The 25,204-nt window shown below is 64.9% G+C and carries 29 protein-coding genes; 11 read left to right on the top strand and 18 right to left on the bottom strand.

What is annotated here, in order from left to right; genetic code table 11:
• The first annotated feature begins 133 nt into the window (after positions 1-133).
• The 3 genes from OG326_RS30800 to OG326_RS30790 all read left to right on the top strand — a co-directional run bounded on the left by OG326_RS30800 (position 134) and on the right by OG326_RS30790 (position 2,740).
• Complete coding sequence (locus tag OG326_RS30800; RefSeq protein ID WP_327140651.1) at positions 134-865, top strand: TY-Chap domain-containing protein; 732 nt, start codon at positions 134-136, stop codon at positions 863-865.
• A 262-nt stretch (positions 866-1,127) separates the two neighbouring features.
• A complete protein-coding gene (locus OG326_RS30795; RefSeq protein ID WP_327140650.1) occupies positions 1,128-2,039 on the top strand; it encodes a TY-Chap domain-containing protein in 912 nt (303 codons plus the stop codon).
• A gap of 155 nt (positions 2,040-2,194) precedes the next feature.
• Positions 2,195-2,740 carry a GNAT family N-acetyltransferase gene (locus tag OG326_RS30790; RefSeq protein ID WP_327140649.1) on the top strand — a complete coding sequence of 182 codons (546 nt, stop codon included), beginning with the start codon at positions 2,195-2,197 and terminating at the stop codon, positions 2,738-2,740.
• Between the two features lie 231 nt (positions 2,741-2,971).
• Here the strand turns inward: OG326_RS30790 and OG326_RS30785 are convergent, their stop codons facing one another.
• The 3 genes from OG326_RS30785 to OG326_RS30775 all read right to left on the bottom strand — a co-directional run bounded on the left by OG326_RS30785 (position 2,972) and on the right by OG326_RS30775 (position 5,528).
• A complete protein-coding gene (locus tag OG326_RS30785; RefSeq protein WP_327140648.1) occupies positions 2,972-3,721 on the bottom strand; it encodes a hypothetical protein in 750 nt (249 codons plus the stop codon).
• 471 nt (positions 3,722-4,192) lie between these two features.
• Entirely contained in the window at positions 4,193-4,960 is a 768-nt protein-coding gene (locus tag OG326_RS30780) for a hypothetical protein (protein ID WP_327140647.1), read from the bottom strand.
• A gap of 79 nt (positions 4,961-5,039) precedes the next feature.
• Entirely contained in the window at positions 5,040-5,528 is a 489-nt protein-coding gene (locus OG326_RS30775; protein WP_327140646.1) for a DUF6461 domain-containing protein, read from the bottom strand.
• 293 nt (positions 5,529-5,821) lie between these two features.
• Here OG326_RS30775 and OG326_RS30770 point away from each other — a divergent pair, with 293 nt between their 5' ends.
• The 3 genes from OG326_RS30770 (at position 5,822) to OG326_RS30760 (ending at position 7,986) form a co-directional block, all read left to right on the top strand.
• Positions 5,822-6,175, top strand: a complete 354-nt coding sequence (locus tag OG326_RS30770; protein ID WP_327140645.1) for a hypothetical protein — start codon at positions 5,822-5,824, stop codon at positions 6,173-6,175.
• 999 nt (positions 6,176-7,174) lie between these two features.
• The gene (locus tag OG326_RS30765; RefSeq protein ID WP_327140644.1) at positions 7,175-7,627 is read left to right on the top strand and encodes a TY-Chap domain-containing protein; all 453 of its coding nucleotides are present in this window, start codon (positions 7,175-7,177) and stop codon (positions 7,625-7,627) included.
• Positions 7,624-7,986 (top strand): hypothetical protein, encoded by a 363-nt coding sequence (locus tag OG326_RS30760; protein ID WP_327140643.1) that lies wholly within the window; start codon positions 7,624-7,626, stop codon positions 7,984-7,986. Before OG326_RS30765 ends, OG326_RS30760 begins: the two co-directional genes overlap by 4 nt.
• Positions 7,987-8,193: 207 nt before the next feature.
• Here OG326_RS30760 and OG326_RS30755 read toward each other — a convergent pair whose 3' ends face one another.
• The 3 genes from OG326_RS30755 to OG326_RS30745 form a co-directional block, all read right to left on the bottom strand.
• Positions 8,194-8,415 (bottom strand): hypothetical protein, encoded by a 222-nt coding sequence (locus OG326_RS30755; RefSeq protein WP_327140642.1) that lies wholly within the window; start codon positions 8,413-8,415, stop codon positions 8,194-8,196.
• A gap of 243 nt (positions 8,416-8,658) precedes the next feature.
• Positions 8,659-9,186 (bottom strand): hypothetical protein, encoded by a 528-nt coding sequence (locus tag OG326_RS30750; RefSeq protein ID WP_327140641.1) that lies wholly within the window; start codon positions 9,184-9,186, stop codon positions 8,659-8,661.
• Positions 9,187-9,590: 404 nt separating this feature from the next.
• On the bottom strand, positions 9,591-10,019 hold the full coding sequence (locus tag OG326_RS30745) for a DUF6892 domain-containing protein (RefSeq protein ID WP_327140640.1): 429 nt from the start codon (positions 10,017-10,019) through the stop codon (positions 9,591-9,593).
• 109 nt (positions 10,020-10,128) lie between these two features.
• Here OG326_RS30745 and OG326_RS30740 point away from each other — a divergent pair, with 109 nt between their 5' ends.
• On the top strand, positions 10,129-10,533 hold the full coding sequence (locus OG326_RS30740) for a hypothetical protein (protein WP_327140639.1): 405 nt from the start codon (positions 10,129-10,131) through the stop codon (positions 10,531-10,533).
• A 142-nt stretch (positions 10,534-10,675) separates the two neighbouring features.
• Here OG326_RS30740 and OG326_RS30735 read toward each other — a convergent pair whose 3' ends face one another.
• Positions 10,676-11,269: a TetR/AcrR family transcriptional regulator gene (locus OG326_RS30735; protein WP_327140638.1), complete on the bottom strand. Its 594-nt coding sequence runs from the start codon at positions 11,267-11,269 to the stop codon at positions 10,676-10,678.
• Positions 11,270-11,356: 87 nt separating this feature from the next.
• Here OG326_RS30735 and OG326_RS30730 point away from each other — a divergent pair, with 87 nt between their 5' ends.
• Positions 11,357-12,250, top strand: coding sequence for an NADP-dependent oxidoreductase (locus OG326_RS30730; protein ID WP_327140637.1), 894 nt, complete (start codon positions 11,357-11,359; stop codon positions 12,248-12,250).
• Positions 12,251-12,340: 90 nt separating this feature from the next.
• On the opposite strand, the gene OG326_RS30725 is transcribed toward OG326_RS30730, so the two are convergent.
• The 3 genes from OG326_RS30725 to OG326_RS30715 all read right to left on the bottom strand — a co-directional run bounded on the left by OG326_RS30725 (position 12,341) and on the right by OG326_RS30715 (position 14,618).
• Positions 12,341-13,177 carry an SAM-dependent methyltransferase gene (locus tag OG326_RS30725; RefSeq protein ID WP_327140636.1) on the bottom strand — a complete coding sequence of 279 codons (837 nt, stop codon included), beginning with the start codon at positions 13,175-13,177 and terminating at the stop codon, positions 12,341-12,343.
• 224 nt (positions 13,178-13,401) lie between these two features.
• Entirely contained in the window at positions 13,402-14,043 is a 642-nt protein-coding gene (merB, locus tag OG326_RS30720; RefSeq protein ID WP_327140635.1) for an organomercurial lyase, read from the bottom strand.
• Between the two features lie 32 nt (positions 14,044-14,075).
• Positions 14,076-14,618: a TetR/AcrR family transcriptional regulator gene (locus OG326_RS30715; protein ID WP_327140634.1), complete on the bottom strand. Its 543-nt coding sequence runs from the start codon at positions 14,616-14,618 to the stop codon at positions 14,076-14,078.
• A 144-nt stretch (positions 14,619-14,762) separates the two neighbouring features.
• Between OG326_RS30715 and OG326_RS30710 the strand changes: the two genes are divergently transcribed.
• A complete protein-coding gene (locus tag OG326_RS30710; RefSeq protein ID WP_327140633.1) occupies positions 14,763-15,281 on the top strand; it encodes a VOC family protein in 519 nt (172 codons plus the stop codon).
• Positions 15,282-15,352: 71 nt separating this feature from the next.
• On the opposite strand, the gene OG326_RS30705 is transcribed toward OG326_RS30710, so the two are convergent.
• The gene (locus OG326_RS30705; RefSeq protein WP_327140632.1) at positions 15,353-16,963 is read right to left on the bottom strand and encodes an alkaline phosphatase family protein; all 1,611 of its coding nucleotides are present in this window, start codon (positions 16,961-16,963) and stop codon (positions 15,353-15,355) included.
• A 141-nt stretch (positions 16,964-17,104) separates the two neighbouring features.
• Here OG326_RS30705 and OG326_RS30700 point away from each other — a divergent pair, with 141 nt between their 5' ends.
• Complete coding sequence (locus OG326_RS30700) at positions 17,105-17,989, top strand: LLM class flavin-dependent oxidoreductase (RefSeq protein WP_327140631.1); 885 nt, start codon at positions 17,105-17,107, stop codon at positions 17,987-17,989.
• Between the two features lie 23 nt (positions 17,990-18,012).
• Here OG326_RS30700 and OG326_RS30695 read toward each other — a convergent pair whose 3' ends face one another.
• Positions 18,013-18,597 (bottom strand): TetR/AcrR family transcriptional regulator, encoded by a 585-nt coding sequence (locus tag OG326_RS30695; RefSeq protein WP_327140630.1) that lies wholly within the window; start codon positions 18,595-18,597, stop codon positions 18,013-18,015.
• Positions 18,598-18,661: 64 nt separating this feature from the next.
• Here OG326_RS30695 and OG326_RS30690 point away from each other — a divergent pair, with 64 nt between their 5' ends.
• Positions 18,662-19,615: a TauD/TfdA dioxygenase family protein gene (locus OG326_RS30690; RefSeq protein WP_327140629.1), complete on the top strand. Its 954-nt coding sequence runs from the start codon at positions 18,662-18,664 to the stop codon at positions 19,613-19,615.
• A gap of 22 nt (positions 19,616-19,637) precedes the next feature.
• Here the strand turns inward: OG326_RS30690 and OG326_RS30685 are convergent, their stop codons facing one another.
• From OG326_RS30685 to OG326_RS30660, 6 genes are all read right to left on the bottom strand, one after another.
• Positions 19,638-20,075: a helix-turn-helix domain-containing protein gene (locus tag OG326_RS30685; protein ID WP_327140628.1), complete on the bottom strand. Its 438-nt coding sequence runs from the start codon at positions 20,073-20,075 to the stop codon at positions 19,638-19,640.
• Positions 20,076-20,230: 155 nt separating this feature from the next.
• Positions 20,231-21,079 (bottom strand): NAD(P)H-binding protein, encoded by an 849-nt coding sequence (locus OG326_RS30680; RefSeq protein ID WP_327140627.1) that lies wholly within the window; start codon positions 21,077-21,079, stop codon positions 20,231-20,233.
• A 5-nt stretch (positions 21,080-21,084) separates the two neighbouring features.
• Positions 21,085-22,089, bottom strand: coding sequence for a saccharopine dehydrogenase NADP-binding domain-containing protein (locus tag OG326_RS30675; protein WP_327140626.1), 1,005 nt, complete (start codon positions 22,087-22,089; stop codon positions 21,085-21,087).
• Between the two features lie 148 nt (positions 22,090-22,237).
• Entirely contained in the window at positions 22,238-23,431 is a 1,194-nt protein-coding gene (locus OG326_RS30670) for a cytochrome P450 family protein (RefSeq protein WP_327140625.1), read from the bottom strand.
• Between the two features lie 19 nt (positions 23,432-23,450).
• Complete coding sequence (locus OG326_RS30665; RefSeq protein WP_327140624.1) at positions 23,451-24,182, bottom strand: DJ-1/PfpI family protein; 732 nt, start codon at positions 24,180-24,182, stop codon at positions 23,451-23,453.
• Positions 24,183-24,197: 15 nt separating this feature from the next.
• A complete protein-coding gene (locus tag OG326_RS30660) occupies positions 24,198-25,154 on the bottom strand; it encodes a GlxA family transcriptional regulator (protein ID WP_327140623.1) in 957 nt (318 codons plus the stop codon).
• Between the last annotated feature and the right edge of the window lie 50 nt (positions 25,155-25,204).

The following is a 25,204-nucleotide window of genomic DNA, read 5'->3' as shown; positions in this document are numbered from 1 at the left end:
TGCGGGCACCTGAATCAGGAGTCTGCGGCGACTCCAGGCTGATACGGTTTGGGACGACTGTCAGCGCCTCCGGCATCAGCCCGTGTTGAAAGCCGTTGTGTCGCTACTCAATGACCGGCGGTAACGTTCGGGTGTGTCAACCCCCATCGATGTTTGTTTCACTGTCTACGGCCTCGTCCCGCAGGACGCGGAACGTGTGTTCAGAGTGTTCGAAGATGTCGTCCGAGGCTTGGGCATCGAGCACGATGTCGCGGTCGTCCGGCGTACGAGCGACGACGGAGTAGTCGATGTGCGGGTCATTTCGCCGCGGCCGCTGGGGTTCAGTCGGTTTTTTACTTGGGTGCCCGAATTCGAGGAGCAAGTGCAACGGCAGGTGTCTGCAGTAGCACCGACGGCGGTGGTGAGGTTTGAATGGGACTATCCCGATGGCTACTCAGACAGGCGGTCGCGCGCGGCAGAGCCCGCCGCGCCGCCCGTGAGCTGGGAGCACTTCACGGGTCGTCTGGCTACCGTTTTGGAGGAGATACCGTACTGCGGAGTCGTCCAGTTGAACATGCCGAATGGCCAGTGCATCCAGTTCCTGGCCGAGTGGATCTGCTCGATCGGCGGCAATATGACTGATGTCGAGGGCGAGTGGCTTCGTGCGGCAGGGTGGACCGCACCTGATGACAAGGGCATGCCCACCTGGCAGATCGAGCTCGCTTTCGATACCTGGTCCTGCGAGCGTGTTGCAGCGCAAGCGGTCGATGCGATGGTGCGTTTGTTCCGGTTAGCTGCGCCGACAGATCTGACGGTGACGGTCTGGTGCGACGCGCTGGACACTCCTGATCCCGACGTTGCGATCCTCGGGTTGAGGGAAGCCTGAAGGTTCTCAGCTCCGGGCCAGACCTTTGCCACGAGGTGCGCAATCCCCCGCCGCGTGAAGACCGACCCGAGAAGTGGCCCTGCACGCTTCGTTGATATCCGCTCATGCCGCGACCCGCGCGTTGGTCGGCCGTCCAAACTGGTTGGCCGGCCGCAGTTCCGGGCGCGTGCTCTTGCCGATTACACGATGCGGGCGCGTGCCCGAGGCACTCGATTGCCGTAGAGCGGAAGTGGTTGTCGGAAGGTTCATCTAGCTTCAGTACGTGTCAGAGAACATCGATCTCCGTTTGACGATCAGGTTCGACGGCGATGAGGCACTCGCCCGGGCTGTGCTCGCCGCGGTAGATGCCGTATTGCTGCATGAGCGCGTCTACTACGAGGTGCCTACGTACTGCGAAGCGTTCGACGACGGAATATTCGTGGTCCGCGGGGAAACCGATCCTGCACCCATGAGTATCACCCGCTGGTACAAGTGGGGGCCTCGTTTCGAGGCGCAGATCGAACACTCAGTCGCCGAGCTGGTACCCGACGCGCGAGTCACGATCGACTGGGGATTACCCGACCAGGACTGGGAACTACCTGATCCTGCCAGAGATCTCGGGGATGGCCGAAGGCTCCAGCCTGAGCTCGCCGCCCCGCCGGTCGATTGGCCAGATCTCGCTGACCGTTTGGCGCGGGTGCTGGCCGGCATGCCTGCCGATGGTTACCTGACCCTGCGCGCGACCGACGATAGATACGCCCAGATCGTGCACTGGCCCGGAGAGATCTATTGCGAGGTGGCGTCGAACCGCACCCTGGACCCGCGACATCGAATGTCCGAAGAGCAGGAAGCTCTTATGTCCGCGCACGGCTGGTCCGAGCCCCCGGGCAACGGGACAGAAAACTGGGCGAAGGAACTGCACCCACCCCTAACCTCGAGTGACTACACCGAGCTCACCGAGGACGTCGTATGGGCGCTGTCGGGTGCGCTGGCGATAGCCGCTCCCATCGACCTGGAGGTTCAGGCATGGAGAGACGGACTCTCCCAAGCCTTCGCAGTCGATGCCCTCGGATTGAACCGCCTCCCACGCCCCTGTCGATCGCGCGTCTTCGCTGACGCACCACCACGGAAGCAGTCCAAGCTATCCGCTATTGCGACGAGGTACTTGCGTCGGAATAGCGTTCGGCGGAAGTAGTTGCCGCTGCAGTAGGGAGTGACCAACACACTGTCATGCCGCGAGGCGGGCGGGTCGATGCGGCAAACCAGCGGGCTCAAAGATCAATGAGCCGAGGCCATTTCGGTCCCTCGAACACGCTGATCCGCTGGTTGGATGTCGCGTAGATTCGGGTCGTGGTGGCCTACTCGAACTTTCCGGCGAGTCTGTCGACCCAGCGACTCCGGCTGCGGCGATGGCGGCCCTCAGACGCGGAGCAACACCGGCAGTTGTGGATCGAGCGCGATGCGCGGGCCCGGCGAAGGATCGGCGCGGACGGTCGGCCGACCCTGGAGGAAATGCGTGAGTGGTTGGTGGCCAACCCTCTCGGTGCTGATCCTGGTCTCGGGTTGCTTCCCATCGAGGTTCGAGACACTGGAGAGTTCATCGGCTACTGCGGTCTGATCGTCGGCCAAGGGTCATACGCCGAACCGGAGATCGCCTACGAGCTCGTCCGGCGAGCCCACGGACACGGGTATGCGACCGAGGCTGGCCGGGCCGTTGTCGAGGCCGCGGCATGTACGGGGCGACGACGATTGTGGGCGACGGTGCGAGAGTGGAACACGGCTTCGTTCCGCGTGCTGGAGAAACTCGGCTTCGACCGCAGCGGGCGGGTCGACCCGGATCCCGAACGCGGCGACTCGATCTGGATGACACTCAAGCTCGATCCACCAACGGTGTAGATGATTGTTGTGACAGTCCGTCGGATCAGGCGGGTTCAATTGGCAACGCACTCACATGCCGCATACCGCGCTGTTCGAAACGGCCAGCACGGAATTTCGGAAGATCAACCGGCAGAAGGAATCTGGTGTTGGTCGAACGCAATGATCTGCCGATTGTCGTGCTGTAGTTCTGCCGCAGGGTTCGTCAGAGCGGCAGCTGCTCAGCCCAGAAAATGGGGAAACCACCAGCGGTCAGCCGATCAGCGCTCGGGCTTGCGCATATCCGGGGAACCGCTCACACAGCGCCGCATCGAACGCCGACGCCCGCTCGAAGGAATCGAAGACACTGAACCGTCCCGCCTCCAGGTACCAGCCCATCAGCCCGGCCGCGTCCGCGAAACGCTCGTTCAACAAGCACAAAATGACAGCAGCCCTCAACCGCTTGGCATCCGGGTTGACCTGATCCACCGACCGCGGCCTCGCATACTTGGCCAGGCCGAGAAGTTTCGTCAGATCATCACGCTGCGAAAACCACTCGCCCACCGGACCATTCACACACTCCAGGACCACCCAGTCCGCCGCACCGCGCACGCTCGACTCATCACGCAAGGCAAACGAACCGTACGGACCTGCGTTGATGAAGCTGTTAAACCCGGCCAAGTCGACCAGGCCGAGCTCGGTACGCGGGTCCGCGCAGTTCGTCAACTGCGCCGACTCGGGCAGGCCACCGATCACCTCACCAACCTCGGCCGACACCGCGCGCGCCCAGGCCGTCATCCCCATCCAATCCCGCAGAGGCTCGACAAAAACATCAATCACCCTGGTCAACTGCGGGAACAACGGCACCCGGCCACTGAACCGCAGTTCGTCATCGTCACCGCTTCGAGACGGCGATACCTGAAAACCCCCGGGCAGAAGCCTCGGCGCGAGTTCTTCCGACAACAACTCGATGTACCGGCCGGCAAGATTCGTCGCGAACTCGGCCCAGTCGTAGTCGCCCATCAGTACCCCGTGACTCAGTAACTTGGTTGTCGCCCAGCATGATCGCATCACGCACGACACCCCTGCCAGACCTCGGCAAACACTCGGATTCCGCACACCATCAGAAGCACTCGATGAAGTGTTGCGATGACCGCCTGAGCCCGCACAGCTTCCCGCGCGTTGGTCGGCTGTCCAAACTGGTTGGTCGACGGCGTTTCCTGATGCGTGGCAATATGATTCGCTGATGATCTGGGCAGGTAATCGGGTGCGATTCGTTGTGGGGGCGGCAGGATTTCCGTTGCTGTTAGTGGCCCTAAGCGGCATTCTGAAAGGTTCGTCGCGAAAATTTCCCATCCGCCACTCAAAACGTCAGAAATCGATGCAACACCGCGGCCTGGACGATGACCGCCTGAACCCGCATCGAGTTGAGGACGAGGAGCGTCGATAGCAGAACCCGCTACAACCCGTCGATTCAATCGTGTTCCCGAATAATCATGACAGCGAGCCCTCGCTGCGACGCAGGTGAGCGTACTCAGTGAAACGAACCGACATCTCCGCGTCGAAAGCGGACGCCCGTTCCAGGGAATCCCAGTTGTGGAACCGGTCGCGTTGCAAATACCACTCCATCAACGACACCGCCTCCTGGGCACGTCCCTGCGACAACGCCAACATCACGACATCACGCAACCGCCCAGGATCCGGATTGGACCTGTCCATGTCCGTCAAGTTCGGCATGCGAGCCAACTCCACAAGCTGCGCCAGACTCGCACGCTGGTCGAACCATTGGGCGACCGGACCACCCATCAAGCCCATGATCCGGTCCACCCCATAATCGATATCGATCTCGACGCTGATCCAGACCGTCGCCTTCCCAGGGTGGCTCGGATGCGGAAAGAACCCGAACTGAACCGACTCCAGGCACCCCGGCAACCGCACCTTGGCATTCCTTTCCAACGCCTCGGCCGACAAGTCCGCTCGCAATCGAGCGACCGGGTCTGCCATCAACCTTGCAATGCACGTGAGGCCCACGCTCCCGCCGTTGTCTCGCAGCATGTTGGCCTCGACCACCCGCCTCAGCTGAGTATTGCTGCTCGCGGGAGAGGTGAACCATTCTCTGCGGTAGCGCGGATAGCGCTTGCCCGGCTCGGCCGGCGTAAGCCCTTCCGGCACCACCGACGGGGCGAAGCCCTCCGCGGCCAACCGCTCACTGAGACTGACCGTGATCATCTTCATCAACCGCGCCGACCCGCTGGCGGCCATGGCATGTCCCTCCTCGGTCAGCGCGTACTCCGCACCGAACGCACTATTTGCGGCTTCCCGCCGCTGGACAACAGCAGAGTCAGTCAGGGAGTTCTGTGCAGGTCCACCGCTGGTACCGGGCGTCATCCGCGACGCTCCAAGCCAATCCGGTCAGCTCCCAGATGATCTCGAAGATGTCCTCTTCCCCGAGCGGGGTTTCGGTTCGTTCCTCCGCCGTGATCGCTACCCCGTACTCATCCGCCAACTGTCCTTCCGAGTAGAAGACTCGGCGCACCAGCGAACCGTCGACGTACCACGCAAATCCATGCAACGTCACCACGCTGTGGGTCACGAATGCCAACACCCGACCATGAATCGAAAATGCTTCCAGCGCTTCGTCATCGAAGCTTGCCCTACCGTCGCGATCGAGAACAAGAGCCCAATCCCCAGACGACGTGACCGCGTAGTCGATAGCCCCGGTGAGTACATCGTCGATGCCGACGGTCTCCCCGGTGTCCCTCGGGTAGCCTGGTAATCGGGACGGATCCAGCGCACCTTCCACGACCAATCCGCTTATCTTCCAGCCCATCTCAAACCCCATCCCGGCATAACTCGTCCTCCGACGACTGGCCGAACGGTAGCGAACCCCACCGACATGCGCCGCAACAAGCCACGGCGATCTCCCCTGTAGCGCAGAGACATTCCGGTCACTTGCGACCATGAGCGAGAACCGCGCGTTCTGAGCTGGCCGCCGCGCCCGCTGGCCACGCCTGTTCCGGCTGGCGGATGTCAACTGAGCGATCGGGACTGGCGGTTGACACGAAACCCGCTCTCCGCACAGGCTTCTCAGGTCGGCGGGAAGCTCGCAGAAAGGTGACGCGGATGCCAGTTACGTGGATCGCCTTCGATCCTCACACCAGCCCTTACGGGCAATGGAAGACGATCGATGAGTTCACTACGAGCAATGAGATTGTGGTGATCGAGTATCGCAGCAACGAGCGCTGGAGCTCCCTGACCGCCTGTTTCGGGCTCAGTCATCAGCCCGAGTACTCCGACATCACCTTCGGTACGGTCAATTACCGGCAAGTGCGGCACGCCGCTGCGCGTGAAGACGTCACGATGGCCGATACCGTCGTTGTCTACGCCTATGGCCGGCAAGTTGGCCAGTCGTGCAAGAGCACACCCCCGCACCCGGAGGAACTTATCGAACAGGCCCGCCGGTTGATCGTGGAGTGACGCGCCCAGCGAACCCGGCCGCGATGCAGTGCTACACGGGAGTCGTTGCGGCAGAAGAATGTCCGCCGCTGCCCGGTTGCGTATGGTTGTCGGTTCCGCCAGTTCCGAACGCTTATGCACTGGACATGCCGGTCTGCAGTTGCCGTTCAGAGCATTCAAACCGGTGGCGTTCGACCGACATCGGCGACTGTCGCTTGATGGCCCTGCTGGGCCGAATGTTGCGGGGAGCCAGAAGAATCGGTGCCCGGCGGCCCGGGTTGGTACTGGCGGATAATAGTTTCGATCGTGCTGGGGCGACATCCGACTCCGTCATCGCGCGATTGCGTCGTGGAGGAGCAACAGATGTTCCGGAGAACGGGGATCTTCATCGATCCACCTGTGGAGCTGAGCGCCTCCCAGATGCGCTCCGCGCTCGCGGGGGCTCGGCACGCAGCACGCGAGGCTCGCAAGTCGCTACGAACAGCTGGTCGCCAATACCGCCGATATCGACAGCAGTCGGGGGATATCTATATGGATTGGCCGCGGTGGCACTCCGAGTATCTGCGCGAATATCGCCGGGGATCGGATTGGATCCGACCTGACAACACAGGCGGCATCACCGGCGCCACGTCTTCGTTCAACGGGCTCATCTGACAGGAGCGCCCATCGTGAGGTGTGTACCGGCGACCGAATGCGCAATGTTCAGGGGTAGAACACAACACTCACGACTCGAAACATGTTGGTGTGGTGGGATTCTGGGCACAGCTGGCGCACTGCCAAGCAGTGAATAGATCGTCCGAATCGTCGGCCGGTATGCGAATACCCTCTGCCCGCAACCCGAACACACTCTCACGCCGCGAGCAGGGTGAAGCTGGACGCCGACGTGCAACCCTGCTCATCCGTACCGCGGGGCGTTAGTATCCGCTGCGCCGCTGCGGACCGTCCGCGGGATGCAAGAGGGCTGAGCCGAAGTGCGGCCAAACTGGGATGGGATGACGGTGCTTCGAGACCGGGGTGGGTATGACCGACTGGAGTGACTTCGCAGACCGACTCACCCAGCAGGTGGCTGTGCTCCCGGAGAACGCGGTCGTGACGATCGGTAGCGTCGGATGGTCGGTCCCGTACGTTCAAGCACAGCTGGTACGGCCTGGCGGCAGCGTCTGGGCGACCTTTCAGGGTGAGCCGCTATCCGGTGCCTTGGCCTCTTTCGGTACCGATCCTGAGCTCATGTCAGAGGTGGGCTGGCAATCACCGGGAAATTCCGACCACGGTACTTGTTGGTGGATCGAGCTGCCTTGGCCCGTATCGGTAATGATTCACCGCCAATTGGCCAGCATGATCGTCACCGGGTTTCGCGACGTTCACCGCATCGCGAGTACCTCGGCGTTGGCCTACAGTGCCTGGGATCTCGAAGCGAGCGAACGTAATATCGAGCTGCCGCTGCTGGGCCTACCATTACGGGATCTGCCGTGAAACGGTTCTTGCTTACCGTGAACGGGCGACTCGACCAGCCACATCTGGATGCACTGCGTAACGCCTTGGGCCTGAATAGAATCGGCTCTGCTGCGGACCCGGTTGGCACGGTCTTGGGTGCTCGCTCCGATGCCGGACAGTCCGTCCCGACAGCGAAACTGACACTCTGGCGAAGCGATACGGATGTGTGGTCGATCGTGATCGACGAGTCATCGAAAACGATCGACTCGGAATTTCCGGTCTCTCCAGAGGCGTGGCGCGGCCTGGCCGAGCTCGCGGTCCGCGCAGCAGGACTCACGATCGGCGACCGCAAGGAATTTCCTGGCGTTCCGCCGAACCCAGACTCCGGCCAGGCGTGACTGAGCTCAGCCGGATTTCTTGCTTGGCTCTGCCTTGATGTCGGCAAACGCACGCCACTGCCGCCACCCGAGGTCAGCGCCGACATGGCGAAGATCAACGGGCAGTGGAGATCTGGCGATGGACCTGAGAAGGGTCGAGGCCCCGCTCGGATACGGGCGGGACTCGACGCAGTATCGCCTCACGTGTATCTATCGCGATGGTCGGAATCAGCGGGTGGCGTCGGGAACCCACATGAGCCCGCTGACGCCGGTGTCGACGCAGATGACAGGTTCTCCGGTGTTCACATCCCACGTCGGATGCATCGCCTCGCTATGGGGACACCAGGTGTGCACTACCGGCGTCGCTGATGCGGAAGCCGTGCCCGCCAATGCGATGCAGGCCGCGGCGATGATTGCGCCGACCATGGCGGTTCTCTCGAGTACCTTCATTGTGTTCTCCCCTCGTCGTCTGACTGGACCACAGTCCAGGGAAGGCGTTAACGAAACCTTGCGGTTCGCTAATAGACGGGGTTGTACGACGTTCGGCGGCAGTCGGATCCGCAGTCACGCGGAAACGAGCGCAGAGCCTCCGGCAGAGGGCATGGCGGTGGGCCTGGCGTTGGAAGTCGCAGCGGCAGTTGGCGGTGTTCCGGTGTCATCGGATGTAGGTGCGTGGCCCGCGGTGGGCACGTGTCAGCGGGTTAGCGCATTGAGTCTTGAACGGTTGCGATCGCGCGGTCGGGGGGCCAATTCGCGGGGGAGTACCAGGTATCCCGCTGTGTTGATGAAGGTGACGGTGTCGTCGGCTATGCGGACGTGCTTGATCGCCGTGTAGAGGTGGTGTGTAATTCCGGTGGCGGTCGTGAGCTCGATATAGTTCGACGTGTAGCGGGCTTGCATGGCGGCACCGGGGAAGGCGTAGGCGCGTACACGATTCGAGCCGCGCTGGGCGTCTGTCCTGCTGAACAACGCGAACATCGCCAGGACGAGGCCGAAGACAACGACGTAGAGCAGCACGATTCCCGCAATGCTCCAGATATGGCCGATGGGGCTGTACTGACGATGTGCCGCAGCGGTCGTCTTGATGATGAGAACCAGCGTGGGGGCCAAGGCAACCCCGGCGGCGATCAGCCAGATTCCGGGTTGGTGCCATTTGATCGACAGCTCGGACCGGCTGATCTGAACGGCGGTCTCGGGACCGGCGACCCAGCGAACAACCAAGCAGCCGTGCGGATCTCGATGCGTCGTGGCGGAGTTTGGATAGATAGCGCTGCCTCCCTCGAAGACTCAGACTAGTGCTCTGGCCATGAGGTGGGGGAGTCGTTCAGCGGATCATGCTGGCGCTCAACTGCCGCCGCTGGATAGTGGGTGAGAGCAACGCTGTCCGTTGATCTTTCGGTAGGGGACCGCCGACGAAAATACTCGGCCATCAACCCCGGCCCCGAACGGCCCCAATGCGACTTCGTGCGCCGGCGGCCAGCCGAGATCCCGTACCGCGCTGACCGGGCAGGCCAGCCCAAGGCTTGGAAGATCAACTGGGACTGCCGATCCGGAGCCTTCCGAACGTGCGCTACTGGTGATGAGTCGTCTCCTGGCAATTGCTCCGAGTATCCGAGACAGGCTGGCTAGGAGATCATTTCGATGCCGCGGGAGCGCAATACTTCCTTGAGATGAGGCGCAAGCCAATCTGCGCTTACTACACGCTTCAGATTCGGGAGGAGATCGAGGTCGTCGAGACTGGTGACGTCGAACTGCTCGCTCTCACCGTCCCAGTGCGGACAGCATTCGAAATACACGCGGCAGCCGCCGTCGAAGTTCAACTCCTCGATGCCGATGAGTAAGTCGGTGGGTAGCTCCAAGCTTTCGAAGTACGCTCGAGCCTCCGGCACGATTTGGTCTGGGTAGTTTTCGATCGAATACGCCCAGAGATCACCCGTAACCCCCTGTGCTTCCAGCGCATCCGTCAGAGACCAGGGCGGAAGGCTCGGATGAAATCCGTACATCAGTACGTCGATGACGGACAGTTTCAGGTTGAAGTCCGCGAACACAGTCACATGCCCAAACTAGCGAGCGCGCCGCCCGAGTGCCTGGGCGCGCAGTCGATGTCGGTGCCTTCCTCTACTGTCGCAGCACAACGACGAACACATCTAGGGGAATCCGGCCGTGCCGATTTTCATTCGACGTACCCGACTGCTCTTCGCCGCAACGACTTTGGTCACGATGGTGAGTGCTGCGGCGCTCACCGCGGGCGCGCCGACCGCTGCGGCCGCACCCTCGGCAAGTCTGCGAGATACCGCGCAGGCGCTGATCGACGATGCCCTGCACTCCGGTGGTGACGGGCATGTCGTGCTGCCCTACACCAATCCCGGATGTCGCGAGCTCATGAAGGATCTGATGGAAACGCCGGGGGCCACCAATGACAACGGGCCGCTGCCCAAGCGGCTGGTCTCGGCCACCGAGGATGGGGATACCGGCAGCGTCGATGTCGAACTCGCCGACGGCACCATCAATCACACTGTGTGGCACAAGACTGACGGGGTGTGGCTGGTGGACTGCTCGGCGAGTTGACTTCACAGGTGGTTGTGGAGGAATTCGCCGATGCGGGCGACAGCCGTGGTGGTTTCGGGGGTGTCTCGCATGGACTGGCAGACGTGGGGCAGGTTTTCGCCGATTTCGAGTCGAACTAGGACGTTCGAACTGGCGGTGGGCATCAGCGTCTTTCGGTCACCCCTACCGGAGTGGCCGCCCAGGCTGCCTCGATCATCCGGAAGATCTCGTTCACCGTGGCTTCCGGGTCCGGTGACTCACGACCCAAGGAATAGGCGTCGATCACGAATCTGGCGATCGTCCGGCAGGCTGTCGCAGGGGGCGGTTGGTCGAGATCGGCGGCGATGGCCGCCGCCAGCGACTCCGCGTGCCGCAGCCGGACCGACCCGTCGTACTGCCGCAAGGCAGGTGAGCTGTCGATCATGTGCCAGAGCGGGACGGCCTCCGGCGCCGCGCAGTGCCGGACCATGGCCTGGATCTCGTTGCGCAGTGCGGGGATCAGCGGTTCGTGCGGTGCCCGGTCGGTGACCGCGTGCGTGAGGCGGTATTCGAAGTCCTCATCATGCTCGAAAACCAGGGCCTCTTTCGAGGGAAAGTGGGCGAAGAGCGTGGTGACGGCCACGTCGGCCTCGGTGGCCACCTCGCGGATTCCCACCGCGTCGTACCCGCGTTCCAGGAACAGCCGCCGGGCGGCGTCGGCGATCTTCTCGCGGGTCGCGGCCTTCTTTCGCTCCCGGCGTCCGGTCGGCACGTCCACGCCGCCGATGCTATCAGATACGAATATGCATCAATCATGAAACACTATCCGTTGCAAAACACTAACCGTTAGCGTTATTTTGGAGGCATGAGAGCGATACGCTTCGCCGAATTCGGCAGCCCGGATGTGCTGGAACTGATTGAGGTGGCCGAGCCCCATGCCGGGCCGGGCCAAGTACGCATCGCCGTGCGGGCGGCGGGGGTGAATCCGCACGATTGGCGGGTCCGCGAGGGGCAGTTCCAACGAGTCCACCCGATTCAGCTACCCGTCGGCGTCGGGCAGGATGCCGCGGGCGTTGTGGACGAAATCGGTGACGGTGTCACCGATGTGGAGGTCGGCGAGCCCGTATTCGGCCGAGGTTCGAACACGTACGCGGAGTACGCCGTGCTCACCAGCTGGGCGCGCCTGCCCGACGAGCTCACCTTCATCGAAGCCGCCGGGTACCCGTCGGTGGTCGAGACCGCGCTGCGGATCATCCGGATGGTCGGTGTCCGACCCGGGCAAACGTTGCTGGTCAGCGGCGCAGCCGGTGGGGTCGGGTCGACGGTTTTGCAGATCGCCCGCGACCTGGGAATTACGGTGATCGGCACCGCCGGGGCCGCGAACCAGGACTACCTGCGAAGCCTCGGCGCGATCGCCACCACCTACGGTCCGGGCTGGGTCGAGCGCGTACGTGAGTTCGGCCGGATCGACGCTGCGCTGGATCTCAACGGCACCGGCGTCCTGCGCGGACTCCTGGACCTGACCGGAGACCCGGACAAGGTCGTCACCATCGCCGACCTCGAGGCGCCGATGCTCGGTATCCGATTCGCCGGCATCGGCGGAAGCATGCCCGAAGCACTCGCCACTGCCGTCGACCTCATTCGACGCGGGAGGCTCCGCATCCCGGTCGACCGGTCGTACCCGCTCACCGCGGCCGCCGCAGCGCACGCGGACAGCCAATCCGGCCACACTCGCGGGCGCCGCGTCCTGCTCGTCTGACCGGCCCGCACTCGAAGCGGCCATCGCAATACCGCGGAAGATCAACGGGCCGTGCGGATCTGGCGGCGGGTTGGTCGAGCCCCGCGTGCGCTAGCGCTTGAGGCCGACGCCGCCGACTATGCAGTGGCGTACCGCGCTGAGCATGCGCAGGCGCGGGCCGTCCTGCCACCAGTCGTCGCACAGCACCAATCCGGGTTCGATCATCTCCAGATCGCCGAACATGGCCTGGATTTCCTCGCGGGTGCGGAAGCGGCCGCTGCCCATGGGGCTGTGAATGAACTTGTCCTCCATGTTCTCGGCAAGCGTGCTGAGTTCGGGCTCCTCCGGATCCTTCGGGTCGAAGAAGTGGGAGATCACCACGAACGATCCGGACGGGAGTGCGTCGATGTAGGTCTGCATGATCGCCGCCGAGTCGTCGCCGAGGTAGTGGTGCAGTGTCCCCACCTGCAACAGGGCCAGCGGGCGGGTGAAATCCAGATTCTCCAGAACCGATGCGTCCTTGAGTACTTCCAGCGGCTGGAAGATGTCGCAGGTGGAGATCGTGGCCTTGTTGTTCTCGGCCAGCAGTGCCCGGCCGTGCGCGAGAACCATCGGATCGTTGTCCACGTACGCCACGCGGGCATCGGGGTTGACGCGTTGCACCACCTGATGGGTGTTCTCGGCCGTCGGCAGCCCGGACCCGAGGTCGAGGAACTGGTCGATTCCCGCATTGCGCACCAGGAATCGGCACGCCCGGATCAGAAAGTCACGGTTGGCCCAGGCCAAATCGGTGGCCTGCGGTGCGACGGTCTGCACGCGGGCGAGCACTTCACGGTCGACCTCGAAGTTGTCCTTCCCGTTGAGGAAGGCGTCGTACACCCGCGCAATGCTGGCGCGGGTGGTGTCCACCCCGACCGGTGCCGAGCTCGGGTAGTCGGACTCGGTCATCGCAGACTCCTGAGTGTTATGGGTACAGATCGCCACAAGTATGCGACACGGAGGCGGCTAATATCGTGCGAATGCGTTGATCGCCAATAACTTTGACTACGCGCATCGGCCGGACAAGTTGCGGGCGAGTTCCGCACGCGGGGCATCTCGGATGGCCCGAGGAACCGCGCCGCGCCTGCGGAAAGCCCTGGTGCGGCGGGCTTCTCGGGGCCGTCACTGTGGGTCTACATCTCGATGTCGTCGACGAGTCGTTTGATCGCGGCCCATCCGTGCTGGGCGGGGGCGACGGCGATGGTGGGATCGGCGGCCGCGGCGATGTCGGCGGCCTCGCCGGTGGCGTAGAGGTTGACGTGGTTGCAGAAGACGTGGCGGATCTCCCCGCCGGTCGCCGGCGCCAGGGACATATGGGCATCGGGGTGCGAAAGGTTGTCCAGGCCGGTCGAGCTGACGGTGAAGGTGATCTTCTCCCCGGTGACCGGGCAGATCGTTTCCGCGGGGGCGTCGACGCCGAAGACGAGGGGGAACATGATCACATCGCCCATGCACCAGTTGTAGTAGCGCTTGCCGTAGAGCTCGCTGATGTGATCGGCGGTGGGGGCCAAGGAGATTCCCGCGCCGATGATGTCGCCGTTCTCGTTCAGTTCGACATCGTAGTGGCGGTCGGAGTAGTACTTCACGAAGCCGATGTGCCGGTCGGCTTCCGGAAGCGCGGCATCGGCGACGCTGACCGGTACCGGCCCGTGCTCGAAAAGGTAAGGCATGATCGGCATTCCGGCGGCGAGGAGTTCACGGCCGGATTGTGAGGACCATTTGGCGATGAGATCGTCGGTGAGCTTGTCGAAGCGGGCCTGCATGGTGGTGGTCATGGCATGTCCTTTCGTCGAATGAAGCTGTCGGATCATCGAATCGGGGTCAGCAGGTTCTCGAGAACGGCGCGCAGTGCGAGGCGGTCGGGCTCGTCGACGGTGAGCAGGCCCGCGGCCGCGGAGATCCAGTAGCCGTCGGCCAGCAGCCGTGCCGCCAGCAGGGTGGCCCGCTCGCGCGCGGGCAGGTCGTCGGGCAGGCTCACCCACGGTGTGAGGTGACGGGTCCAGGCTTCGGTGAGGGCCGGGTGATAGTGCGCATCGGCGAAGATCGCGAAGTCGCTGCGATCGAACTCCGCTTCCAGCGCGACCTGGGCGTAGACGCTGATCCGCTCGTGTGCGGATACCTCCTGCGGCGGGCGGCCGAGCCGCTCCCGCAGCAGCCGTTCCCAGCGGGCCGCGACGTGATCGACCACGGCCAGCATCAACGCGTGCTTGGTCGGGAAGTGATACATCAGACCCGGTTTGGTCAGCCCGACCTGCCGGGCCGCGGACTCGAGGGTGATCGAGCCGCCCTCCTCGGCGCGCAGCAGATCCAGCGCGCCGTCGAGGATCCGCTTCCGGGAGTCTGCAACCATGCAGCTACTTTACCATCCGGAAGGTAAAGTGCACTGTGACGCGCGGCACTCGTGCACGATCGCGGTCGGCGGCGGTGGCTACTAGGACATGTTCTGACTTAGTTGCCTTCCATGATGAGAGCGACCACGAGGAAGGAATCGATGATGACCACGACTGCCCCCGCCGGCTACACCGCTGTTGCCCCCTGGATCGTCACGAAGGACACGGCTGCGTTGCTCGACTTCGTCACGGCCGCGTTCGAAGGCATCGAATTGGGGAGGGTGCCGCTCGAGGACGGGAGTATCGGGCATGCCGAAATTCGGGTCGGTGATACGGTTCTGCTCGCTTTCGACCAGCATCAGGACTGGCCCGATATGCCGTCGTTGCTGCGGGTGTTCGTCCCCGATGCCGATATCGCGTTCGCCGCCGCTCTTCGAGCCGGTGCTCGCCAGGTGACTGCGTTGTCCGACAATGCTTTCGGCCAGCGTGGCGCCCGTGTTCGTGATCCGTTCGGCAATATCTGGTGGATCACCGCCCTTGTCGAGACGGTCGCTCCGGAGGAGGGGATGCGCCGGCTGGAATTGCCCGTATATCGGGAGCAGATGCAGTTCGCGCAGGAAACCCTCGATGCTGAACTCAGCGGCCGTACCCACGGCCGTGCGAGCGCCGTCGCAATGCCGTAGGCCGGGATCCACACTGCCTGCACTCCAGCAGTTTTCAGTGGATCCCGGCCGATGTGAACGGGTCTGAGGGATTAAGCCCCGGGCAGCAATGCCGTGTGTTCGGCAGCGACCGCGTCGAGTTTGGCGGGGTCGAGGCCGAGGCGGTGCAGGATTGTCGGGGCGATTTGGGCCAGCGCCACCTCGGACTTTTCGTCGTGCTCGGCAATGCCGTTGCCTGCCACTATGAGTGGGACGTGGCGGTCGTCGGGCGTCATGCCGCCGTGCTCGGCGATTTTGGATTTGCCGCCGGTGTAGACGGTGCCGGGGGTGACGCCCGCGTAGACGTCGGGGACGCGGGGGTCGTCGAAGCTCACCCCGAAGAAGGCCGCGGCGTCGGCGCCCACGTACAGCTTGTCCTTGTCGACGCCGGAGGCGGTGAAGGGCTTGGGATTTCCGGCGATATCGGTGCCGGTGCCCGTGGCGGCGAGCAGTTTCTGCTTGACGAAGGCGGCTGCGGCGGCCGAGCGGTCCGCGAGCCACATGAGGAGGGCGGAATCGTCCACCGAATGCGCGATGAGCTTCGGCGTCGCCGGATGTGTTGCGGCCCATTCGGTATCGATCGCGTCGATGATCTTCTTGTCATCGATCCGGGTCAGGCTGTCGGCCTTGATCGGCGCCTGCCCGTGCTTGGCGGTGAGCACAATGGTGGTCTTGTCGCGCAGTCCCGCCTGATCCAGGGCGGTGACCATGCGACCGAGCTGCTGATCGACGAAATCGAGTGCGCCGCTGAGCAGTACGCCGGGCTTGCCATCGGCCTGGTAGCCCTTGGACGCGGGCAGCTTCTGTGCCGTGGAGACGGTCTGGAAGTTCATGCCGAACAGCACCGGCACCCCGGCGTCGGTGGCGCCCGAATGATCCTTGCCCGCAATCTCGTTCACCACGCTGTCCACCTTGTAGGTGTCGTAGCGGCGGGTGAGGGTGTTGTCCTTGTCCCAGCTGTCGGCGGCGGGGTCGTCGGTCGCGCTGCTGCTGATCTCCGGAGTGAACAGGTCGTCGATCGATCGCCCACCGCGACCATTGGCGATCTGATACGCCGGATGCTTGTCCGTCCACGCCGTGCGATCCCCGGCCGCGTGCAGCACCGAGAAGACCGTGTTCACCTTCAGGTAGTCGGCAGGGGCGAGCGGTTTACAGCTTGCCGGATCCACCGGCAGCTTGGCCTGGTCGATCACCGTGCCCGGATCATCGGTCATCTTCCCGATGCTGTCAGGCAGCCCGGTGAGCCCCTGACCACCGTCTATGCGGTGCACATTCTTGTCGAGGTCTTCGGTCAGATCGACCTGCGCCCCCTTGGCGGCATGCGCGCAGTCGGTGGTGCCGGCGGGCAGCAGATCCCGCGCCCACGAATCGTCGTAGTACACCCCGGTGGTCTTCGGGCTTCCGCCGGTCAGCATCGCCATCAGGCCGGGAAAGGAATCCGAGGGAATCGGCGTCTGCGCGTCCGTGTAGTGCACGCCCCGCCCGGCCAGCTTCCCCAGATTCGAATCCGGATGTGCCGCAAGATAATCAGTCAGATCCGACTCGTGCATCCCATCCACCGACAGCAGCAGCACATGCTCATCGCGACCACTGGAATTCGCACCCCCGCTGGAGCATCCGCTCGCGACCAATCCCACGGCGGCACACGCACTCACTACCGCCACACCAACTCTGACCTTCATCACCCGGCGAAAGCTAGCGCCTGGTCATGACGCCTACCTTGCGCCGCGATGATGGTTGCCCGAACTCTGGGTCTGTCCGGCATTCCGCCGGTCTCGACCCCACGGCCGGTGCACAGTGGTCGGATGGATATTGGTATCGCACTGCCCACCATGTGCCGGGGCTATGACCGGCGCTCGACCGTGGATTGGTGCCTGCAGGCCGAACAGGGACCGTTCTCCAGCATTTCGTGCGGTGAGCGGATGTCCTTCCACAATCCGGAGATGTGGACGACGCTGGCGGCGGCCGCGGCACTGACCGAACGCGTCCGGATCATTGCCAATGTTGCTGTGCTGCCGGCACATCCGCCTGCCCTGGTGGCGAAACAAGCCGCGACAATCGATGTCCTGTCGGACGGCCGGTTGACGGTGGGCGTCGGTGTCGGCGCCCGGCCTGATGACTACCGCAGTCTCGCATCGGATTTCGGTTATCGGCACGACCGCCTGGATCGCGGGGTCGCCGAAATGCGCGCGCTGTGGTCCGGTGTCCCGTCCACGCCGGGCGGCGACCCCATCGGCCCGCCGTGTGTGCAAGCGGGTGGCCCGCCGATCCTGGCCGGCGCGCTCGGGCCGAAATCGCTCGCCCGCGCGGCCCGGTGGGCCGACGGCGTGGTCGCCTTCAGCCTCAGCGGCGTGCCCGCGGAGATCGCCTGGGCCGCCGACTCGGCCCGGAAGGCATGGGTCACCGCCGCACGAGATACCGCGCCCCGCTTGGTGAGTGGCTGCTTCTACGTTCTCGGCGTACCCGACCCGACCGCGGTGCTGCGCGAGTTCACCGCCGACTATCTGGCCTTCTTCGGGGCCGAGACCGCCGGGACCACGGCCGCCGCGATGACCACCTTCGATGCCGCCGCGATACACCGCGCACTCGACGGCGCGGAAGCCGCCGGTCTGGACGAATTCATCCTGGTCCCCGGCTCCACCGACCTGGCAGTGCTCGACGCGATGATTACACTGGTCGAATCACGCTGAACCACAGGGAATTCGCCGGGCGATCAGTGCGGTTCGATGATCCGCCCGGTCTCGGCATTGATCGCCTCGCGCAGTTCCGATTCGGACAGATCCTGTAATCCGGTGGCCGAGCGCAGGAACGGTTCGAACAGTCGCCAGCCCATTTCCAGGGCAACGGTATTGGCGACGGCGAGCCGGGCATCACGATCGTTGTCGTGGCGCTCCCTGACCTGGTCGACCAGGCTGGACATGGTCGGGAAGCGCTGCTGCAGCCTGCCGACCTCGTAGCCGTCGAGTATGGCCCGCGCGAGCACCTTCCACTGCCGTTCGACCTTTGCCTCCAGCTCCGCACGGTCGGCCTTGGCCTCGATGAGCTCGGCGGAATGCGCCGCGAGGTAGTCCAGCACGGCCGCGACGAGCTGATCCTTGGCGCCGAAGTGCCGGAAGATCAGGCCGTGATTGACCCCGGAGCGGGTGGCGATATCGCGAATCGAGGTGGCGGCCGGACCGCGTTCGGCGAAGAGATCGGCGGCATGGGTCAGTACCGCCGCGACCACCTCCGCGCGGCCCATCGGGACGTCGGCATCATCCTGAGAGTCTGCTGTAGACGATTGACTACGTGTAGTCATCTGACTACGTTAGCACTCGGGCGTTGTAGTCAATCGACTACGCATGCACGAGGAGATGGTTTTGATGGAAACGACCACGAAGAACTCCGCTGTCCGCACCGGCGCGAATCAGTCGATGCGCCTGGACGGTTACCCGCTGATCGTGGGCCCGTTCACCCATGTGGCCGCCGAACGCGATCGGCTCTCCGCACTGCGCTGGCAGCATTTCGACGCCAAGCAGCTGGGTGCGAGCATCGGCGCCGAGCTCAGCGGTGTGGACCTCACGGCGGAGCTGGCCGACGAGGTGGTCGCGGAGATCCGGCAGGCGCTGCACGAATACAAGGTCGTGTTCTTCCGGGATCAGCCGATGACGCCCGCGCAGCACGTTGCCTTCGCACAGCGGTTCGGCGAGTTGGAGATTCACCCGTTCATTCCGTCCAGTACCACCGAGCCCGAGCTCGTCCGCTTCGAAAAGAGCGCTGAGGTAGCCGGATTCGAGAACTCCTGGCATCACGATGTGACCTGGCGTGCGCAGCCGTCCATGGGTGCGGTGCTGCACGGCGTCTCGATTCCGCCGCTGGGCGGCGACACCCTCTTCGCGGATATGTATGCCGCCTACGAATCCCTGGACGACGACACCAAGGCGCTGATCGAGAATCTCGAGGCGGTGCACGATTACACCCAGGCCTTCGGCCGCTTCGTACCCGATGATCAGCGCGCGCAGATGCGGGAGCGCTTTCCGGCGGTCAACCATCCGGTGGTCTGCACGCATGCCGCCACCGGTCGCCGCCACCTCTACGTGAATCGGATCTTCGTCTCGCACATCGACGGTATGGATCTGGACCAGAGCCGTGCCCTGATCGACCGGCTGTGCCGCCAGGCCGATGCGCCCGAACATCAGTGCCGCTTCCAGTGGGAACCCGATTCGGTCGCCTTCTGGGACAACCGGGCGGTCCAGCACTACGCCGCGAGCGACTACTGGCCCGCGATCCGCATTATGGAGCGGGCCTCGATCATCGGACCGCGACCGGCGCGCTGAGCGCGCGCCGACGGCAGCGGACCTACGCGCCGACCAGGTTCCCGCGCAGGATGGCCGCGGCGGTATCGGCCGGCCATTCCAGTCCCGCGTCGAGCTTGGTCAGCGTCTCCGCCGTGGGCTCCTCGATCAGGCAGCGCTCGATCTGGCTGATCGTTCCGGCCGCCGGTCCGCCCTGCTTGGCGACATCGCCCTGGGTCCAGCTCTTTTCGCGACGGCGCTCCTTCACCTTGTCGGCCAGCGCCTTGATATCCGGAGCACCCGCGGCGGCCGCGGTCGCCTCGACCGGTTGTGCCGCGGCGGCCTTCGGCGCACTCGCCTCGGCGGTCTTCACCTCGGCCGACTTGGCCGCGCGCGCCTCGGCCTTCTTCTTCACCGGCGCCTCTGCCGGCCGGGTGCCCGCACCGGACAGAAACGCCTGCGTGGTCAGTCGTGACCGCTTCCGCCTACCGATCTTCGCCATACGAACCCTCCCAGGTCTGTCGCTGCCCGCTGTCGCGCGAGCTTCGGGAAGACTGCCACGACTGCGCGTCCACCCCGGGCAGGAGTGGAAAGCTCGGCGTGCCGTGGGGCGATCGTGTAGCAAACTGGGAAGGCGCGGGCGACCGCGACGAATGGCTACCGTTCGGTTCCCCGCAGTGTGCGTGGAGGATGTCCGGCGTACCGCTCGATGGATGCGGTGACCTGGAACAGTTCGTGACCGGAGCCTATGGCGGCGAACATGGTCCAGAGCTGGGTGAGGTGTTCGACGGTGACCTCGTCCCGGTAGATCGACCGGGCGGATTCGGCCCACCGCTCGGGGTCGACATCGACGTACGGGACGCCGAGGGCTGCGGCTGCGGCACCGGTGGTGAGGATTTCGCCGGCCAGCCACAGCACCGGATCGACCGGGTCGGCGGTGCGCAGTACACCGACCGCCACGTCGGCGACATCGTCGGCCGCGATCAGCGGCAGCACGGTATCGGGCGAGCCGAGCGGCAGTGCCAGTTCGCCGCGATCGCCGATGGCCACGCGCAGGTTTTCGAAGAAGACCGCGGCGCGCAGATGCACAGCGCCGATCTCCGCGCGATCGAGCACCTGCTCGGCCACCCAGTGCCGGCGCATATGCGGGGTGCCCGCATTGTGCGCCGAACCGAGCTGGGAGACCGCGACCACCCGCTGCACCCCGTTCGCCCGCGCGGCAGCGGCGAAAACCGCTGTGGCATCGAGCATTCCGGCGGTGACCGGATAGGTGAAATAGGCGCGCCGCACGCCCTCGAGGGCGGGCAGGACCGAGGTGATCTCGCGGAGATCACCGACGACGATCTTCGCCCCGAGGTCCTTCAGTTCGGCCACACGGGCATCGTCGTGGTGCACGAACGCCCGCACCGGAAGGCCCGCCCGGAGCAGCGCTTCGGCGACCGTCCGGCCGGTGCCGCCCTGACTGCCACCGGCGGCCCCGGTGACGAGGATCGGTTCGGTACCCATGCCGCTCACCGCTGTTCCGGGAGTTCGAGGGTGAAGACGCCGCGGCCGGCGAGGGTGGTCAGGAATTCCGTCGAGTCGAAAGCTTCGCCGGGACTGGCCACTCCGCTCTTGGCCGCGCCCTCCGTGAGCCGGACCGCGGCCTCGACCGAGGTCAGTGCGGCGGCCAGCCACAGATCGCGCCCGCGCAGATTTCCGGCCGCGGCACCGTGTGCTCCGAGAACCTGTGCGGTAATGGTGAATTCGCTGTCGGCGCGCTCGTCGTCGTCGACATTCTCACTGCTGAAGGCCTGTTCCTCCTCGAAGGTGCGGGCGGTGAGCTGGGCCTCCACGGCCCTGGTGCGCACATGCCGGGGCACGGTGACCGCTTCCGGGAACGGCACCGGGGCGATCATGGTGCGCGGCCCGACCGGTGGCGGGAAGGCGAAGATCGCATTGCGCGGTTCCACGAATCCGAACCGCGGTGCGCCGTCCTCGAATCCGATGCGGTCGGTATCGGCGAACAGCAGCCGGGCCGTCTCCACCGCCCCGTGCGTCATCTTCCAGTTGTGCACCGCGTAGGCCACGGTGACACGGTCGATATCGGATATATCCCGGGCGACCGCGCCCGCCAGCAGATCACCCAGCCCGCCGTAGAAACTCACGCTGGGCAGCATGGTGATCCCGGCCCGCTGTGCCCGCTCGGGGAAGGTGTCGAAAAGCTGCTTCACATAGTGCACTTCGACGGAGTGATCGATGTAGTGACAACCGCCCTCGACCGCGGCGGTGGCGACCGGCAATCCGGTGGTGGAGAAGGGCCCCGCACAGTGAATGATGACGTCGGCCGCCTCGGCGAGCGCACGGAGCGCCCCCGGATCATCGAGTGGCGCGGCCAGCACCCGGGCCTGGCCCAGCCCGGCAAGGGCCTGCGGATCCCGCCCGGACACGATGACATCCTGTCCGCGAGCGAGGAGTTCGGTGGTGACCAAGCGCCCGGTATGGCCGGTGGCCCCGTAAATCGCAAATACAGCCATGAAGATCAACTCTTTACGCTGATAGGCAATGCACAAACGTGCCGATCCAGCGTAAGTCGCCCCACCGACAGGTTCCGCTGATCTCTCCGAGGCAACCGATCAGCGAATCATGCTCGGCCGCAACGATACTCCTCGGGCAATGCGCGCGCTAAGGCTGTAACCGGACCGGTAATGCGGTGAGCCCGTGGATCACCGGATTCGCATACCAGCGCAGCCGGGAGTCCTCGACGGCCAGGCTCAGATGCGGGAAGCGCTGGAGCAGAGTGCTGAAGGCGATCTTGCCTTCCAGGCGGGCCAGGGGAGCGCCGACACAGAAGTGGATGCCATGGCCGAAGGCGAGGTGGCCCGCACGGTCGGCGGTGGGGTCCAGATCATCCGGGTCGGGATAGTGGCGGGGGTCGCGATTGCCGGCGGCCAGGCCGATATAGACGATTTCTCCGGCCGGAATGACGGTGTCGCCCACCGTGATCGGCTCGACGGTGAAGCGGGGCGTCGCCATATCGACCGGGCCGTTGAAGCGCAGGAATTCTTCGATCGCGCCGGGAATCAGCTCCGGATCGGCGCGCAGCCGCTCCAGCCAGGCGCGATTGTGCAGCAGGGCGAGGGTGCCGTTGCCGATCAGGTTCACCGTGGTCTCGTGGCCGGCGACCAGGAGCAGCAGGGCCATGCCCACGATCTCCGGCTCGCTCAGCCGCGCATCGTCATCGGTGAGCAGGGTGGACAGCAGATCGTCACCGGGATGTGCGCGCTTGTCCCGCAGCATATTTCGCAGGAACTGCCCGATCTCGCCGTAGGCGCGGGCCGGGTCGCTGCCGGGATCGGGCGTCCCGACCAGCGTCCGGCTCCAGGCGCGGAAGGTGTCGCGGTCCTGGATGGACACATCCAGCAGGTGGCTGATCACCGTGACCGGCAGCGGGACCGCGAAGGCCTCCAGCAGATCGACCTGATCGTGCCCGGCCATCCCATCGAGCAGTTCGTTCGCGGTCTGCGAGATGATCGGCTGCAACTGTGCCACCCGCCGCGGCGTGAAGGCCTTGCCGACCGCCTTGCGCAGTCGGGTGTGGTCGGGCGGATCGGCATTGAGCATATGGCGCAGCACGATATCGGGCCGCGGATTGCGTCGTGCCCCAGGGCGTTTGCGCGCCAGCACGGTATCGAATCGGCGGATGTCCTTGCACAGTCGCGGATCGGCCAGTGCCGCCCGGCCCTCGTCGTACCCGAGAATCAGCCAGCGGTCGAGGCCGTCACCGAAATCGACGCGACGCACCGGCCCCTGCTCCCGCCAGCGGCGGTAGAACCGGTGCGGATCGGCGAAGAACCAGGCATCGAGCAGTTCGCTCACACTTCGACGCTACGGCAATTCAGCGCCGCGCGAACCCGCGTTCGCGGACACGATTGAGGGTGAGATGCCAGAAGACGGTCGCGATATCCAGCGGAATTCGCGGCCTGGCAGCGTATTTCGTCATCTCGAGGCGGGTCTTGCGCAGCAGATCGGCGGGGGCCTTGTCCGGATGCCCGGTGTCGAAGGGCGGCTGCGGGTCGTACTCGATGCCCAGCTGCACCATCTGCGCGGCTTCGGTTCCGGCGATCTCGCCGACCAGCCACAATCCCAGATCGATCCCCGCGGAAACGCCTGCGGCGGTGACGATCTTGCCGCTGCGCACGATCCGCTCGTGCGGTCGCGATTCCGCGCCGAAGGCGGCCAGCATCGGCTGGGCCGACCAGTGCGAGGTCGCCGGGTGTCCCCGCAGGATGTCCGCCGCCGCCAGGATCAGCGATCCGGTGCATACCGAGGTGGTCCACTGCGTCTTCGGATGCACGCCGCGCAGCCAGTCGATGAGCTCCCGATTGGCCATGGCCTCGGTTGTCGCCGTTCCCGAGCCGCCCACCAGCACCAGATCCGGGGCCGGTGTCTCCGCGAAGGTGTGCGTCGCGCCCAGGACCAGCACGCCGCTGTCGGAGACGATCGGCCCGACTTCATTGGAGACGAACCGCAATTCGCTGTCGGGCAGTGAGCGCAGCACCTCGTAGGGACCGATCGCGTCCAGGACGGTCATGCCCGGGTACAGCACAATGGCGATTTGGAAGGTCATGGGGCACTCTCTCTTTCAAAAGCGGGTGAAGCGAGCGCGATACTCGCCGGGCGGGATGCCCAAGTGGCGATGGAAGATTCGATAGAGCGTCTCGGGACTGCCCAGTCCGACGGCGGCGGCCACCCGATCCATGGGCTGATCGGTCGTCTCCAGCAGCCGCCGTGCCGCGCCGATCCGCACCTGTTCGACGTAGCGGGCCGGGGTGGTTCCGGTCTCGCTCGCGAATACCCGGGAGAAATGCCGGGTGCTCATCCCGACGTGCTCCGCCAGCCCCGCGAGGGAGAGATCGGCGCTGAGATGGTCCTCCATCCAGACCTGCAGGGTGCGAAGCGAATTCCGCTGCGGCGGAGTGGAGGCGAGCGGCGCGCTGAACTGACTCTGCCCACCGGGCCGGCGCAGATAGACGACGAGCCAGCGCGCGACCTCACGTGCCAGATCCGGTCCGTGGTCGGCGGCCACGATGGCGAGGGCCAGATCGATCCCGGCCGTGACCCCCGCGGAGGTCCAGATGTGCCCGTCGCGCACATAGATCCGATCCGGCTCCGTCGTCACCGTGGGAAACTGCTCGGCCAGCAGGTCCCCGCCGGCCCAGTGCGTGGTCGCCCGGCGGCCGTCGAGCAGTCCCGCATGCGCCAGCAGAAAGGTGCCCGTGCAGACCGACCCGACGCGTTCGGCGCAGATCGCCGTCTGCCGGATGCCCGCCACCAGTTCCCGGTCCGCGCTCGCGGTCCAGAAGGTCAGCCCGCCCGCGACGAGCAGGGTGTCCACCGGATCGTGCCAGTCTCCGAGCGCGTGCTCGGCGGTCACCACCACCCCGCTGGAGGTGCGCACCGGCCCGGCTCGCATCGCCGCGACCTCCACCCGATATCCCGGCGTCGCCCCCAGCGCCGCGGCCGCGCTGAACACATCGGCGGGCCCGGCCAGATCGAGCAACTGGAACCCGTCGTAGACGACCATCAGCACCACCCGCATGCCTACAGCCTGCGACTCCCGGCCGATGGCGTCAACGACACAACTCTGGC

Source organism: Nocardia sp. NBC_01327 (assembly GCF_035958815.1).
Classification (GTDB): domain Bacteria; phylum Actinomycetota; class Actinomycetes; order Mycobacteriales; family Mycobacteriaceae; genus Nocardia.
The sequence above is the reverse complement of the archived record's forward strand: the minus strand, read 5'-3'. Positions and strand labels throughout refer to the sequence as shown.

Bases quoted from the DNA above. Each gene is read 5' to 3' on its own strand.
- OG326_RS30665 (WP_327140624.1), bottom strand. From the start codon at position 24,182: ATGACCTTCCAAATCGCCATTGTGCTGTACCCGGGCATGACCGTCCTG.
- OG326_RS30675 (WP_327140626.1), bottom strand. From the start codon at position 22,089: ATGGCTGTATTTGCGATTTACGGGGCCACCGGCCATACCGGGCGCTTG.
- OG326_RS30765 (WP_327140644.1), top strand. From the start codon at position 7,175: ATGACCGACTGGAGTGACTTCGCAGACCGACTCACCCAGCAGGTGGCT.
- OG326_RS30710 (WP_327140633.1), top strand. From the start codon at position 14,763: ATGACCACGACTGCCCCCGCCGGCTACACCGCTGTTGCCCCCTGGATC.
- OG326_RS30695 (WP_327140630.1), bottom strand. From the start codon at position 18,597: ATGACTACACGTAGTCAATCGTCTACAGCAGACTCTCAGGATGATGCC.
- OG326_RS30755 (WP_327140642.1), bottom strand. From the start codon at position 8,415: ATGAAGGTACTCGAGAGAACCGCCATGGTCGGCGCAATCATCGCCGCG.
- merB (WP_327140635.1), bottom strand. From the start codon at position 14,043: ATGACCACCACCATGCAGGCCCGCTTCGACAAGCTCACCGACGATCTC.
- OG326_RS30685 (WP_327140628.1), bottom strand. From the start codon at position 20,075: ATGGCGAAGATCGGTAGGCGGAAGCGGTCACGACTGACCACGCAGGCG.
- OG326_RS30690 (WP_327140629.1), top strand. From the start codon at position 18,662: ATGGAAACGACCACGAAGAACTCCGCTGTCCGCACCGGCGCGAATCAG.
- OG326_RS30775 (WP_327140646.1), bottom strand. From the start codon at position 5,528: ATGGGCTGGAAGATAAGCGGATTGGTCGTGGAAGGTGCGCTGGATCCG.
- OG326_RS30715 (WP_327140634.1), bottom strand. From the start codon at position 14,618: ATGGTTGCAGACTCCCGGAAGCGGATCCTCGACGGCGCGCTGGATCTG.
- OG326_RS30780 (WP_327140647.1), bottom strand. From the start codon at position 4,960: ATGGCCGCCAGCGGGTCGGCGCGGTTGATGAAGATGATCACGGTCAGT.
- OG326_RS30785 (WP_327140648.1), bottom strand. From the start codon at position 3,721: ATGGGCGACTACGACTGGGCCGAGTTCGCGACGAATCTTGCCGGCCGG.
- OG326_RS30700 (WP_327140631.1), top strand. From the start codon at position 17,105: ATGGATATTGGTATCGCACTGCCCACCATGTGCCGGGGCTATGACCGG.
- OG326_RS30730 (WP_327140637.1), top strand. From the start codon at position 11,357: ATGAGAGCGATACGCTTCGCCGAATTCGGCAGCCCGGATGTGCTGGAA.
- OG326_RS30770 (WP_327140645.1), top strand. From the start codon at position 5,822: ATGCCAGTTACGTGGATCGCCTTCGATCCTCACACCAGCCCTTACGGG.
- OG326_RS30680 (WP_327140627.1), bottom strand. From the start codon at position 21,079: ATGGGTACCGAACCGATCCTCGTCACCGGGGCCGCCGGTGGCAGTCAG.
- OG326_RS30725 (WP_327140636.1), bottom strand. From the start codon at position 13,177: ATGACCGAGTCCGACTACCCGAGCTCGGCACCGGTCGGGGTGGACACC.
- OG326_RS30660 (WP_327140623.1), bottom strand. From the start codon at position 25,154: ATGCGGGTGGTGCTGATGGTCGTCTACGACGGGTTCCAGTTGCTCGAT.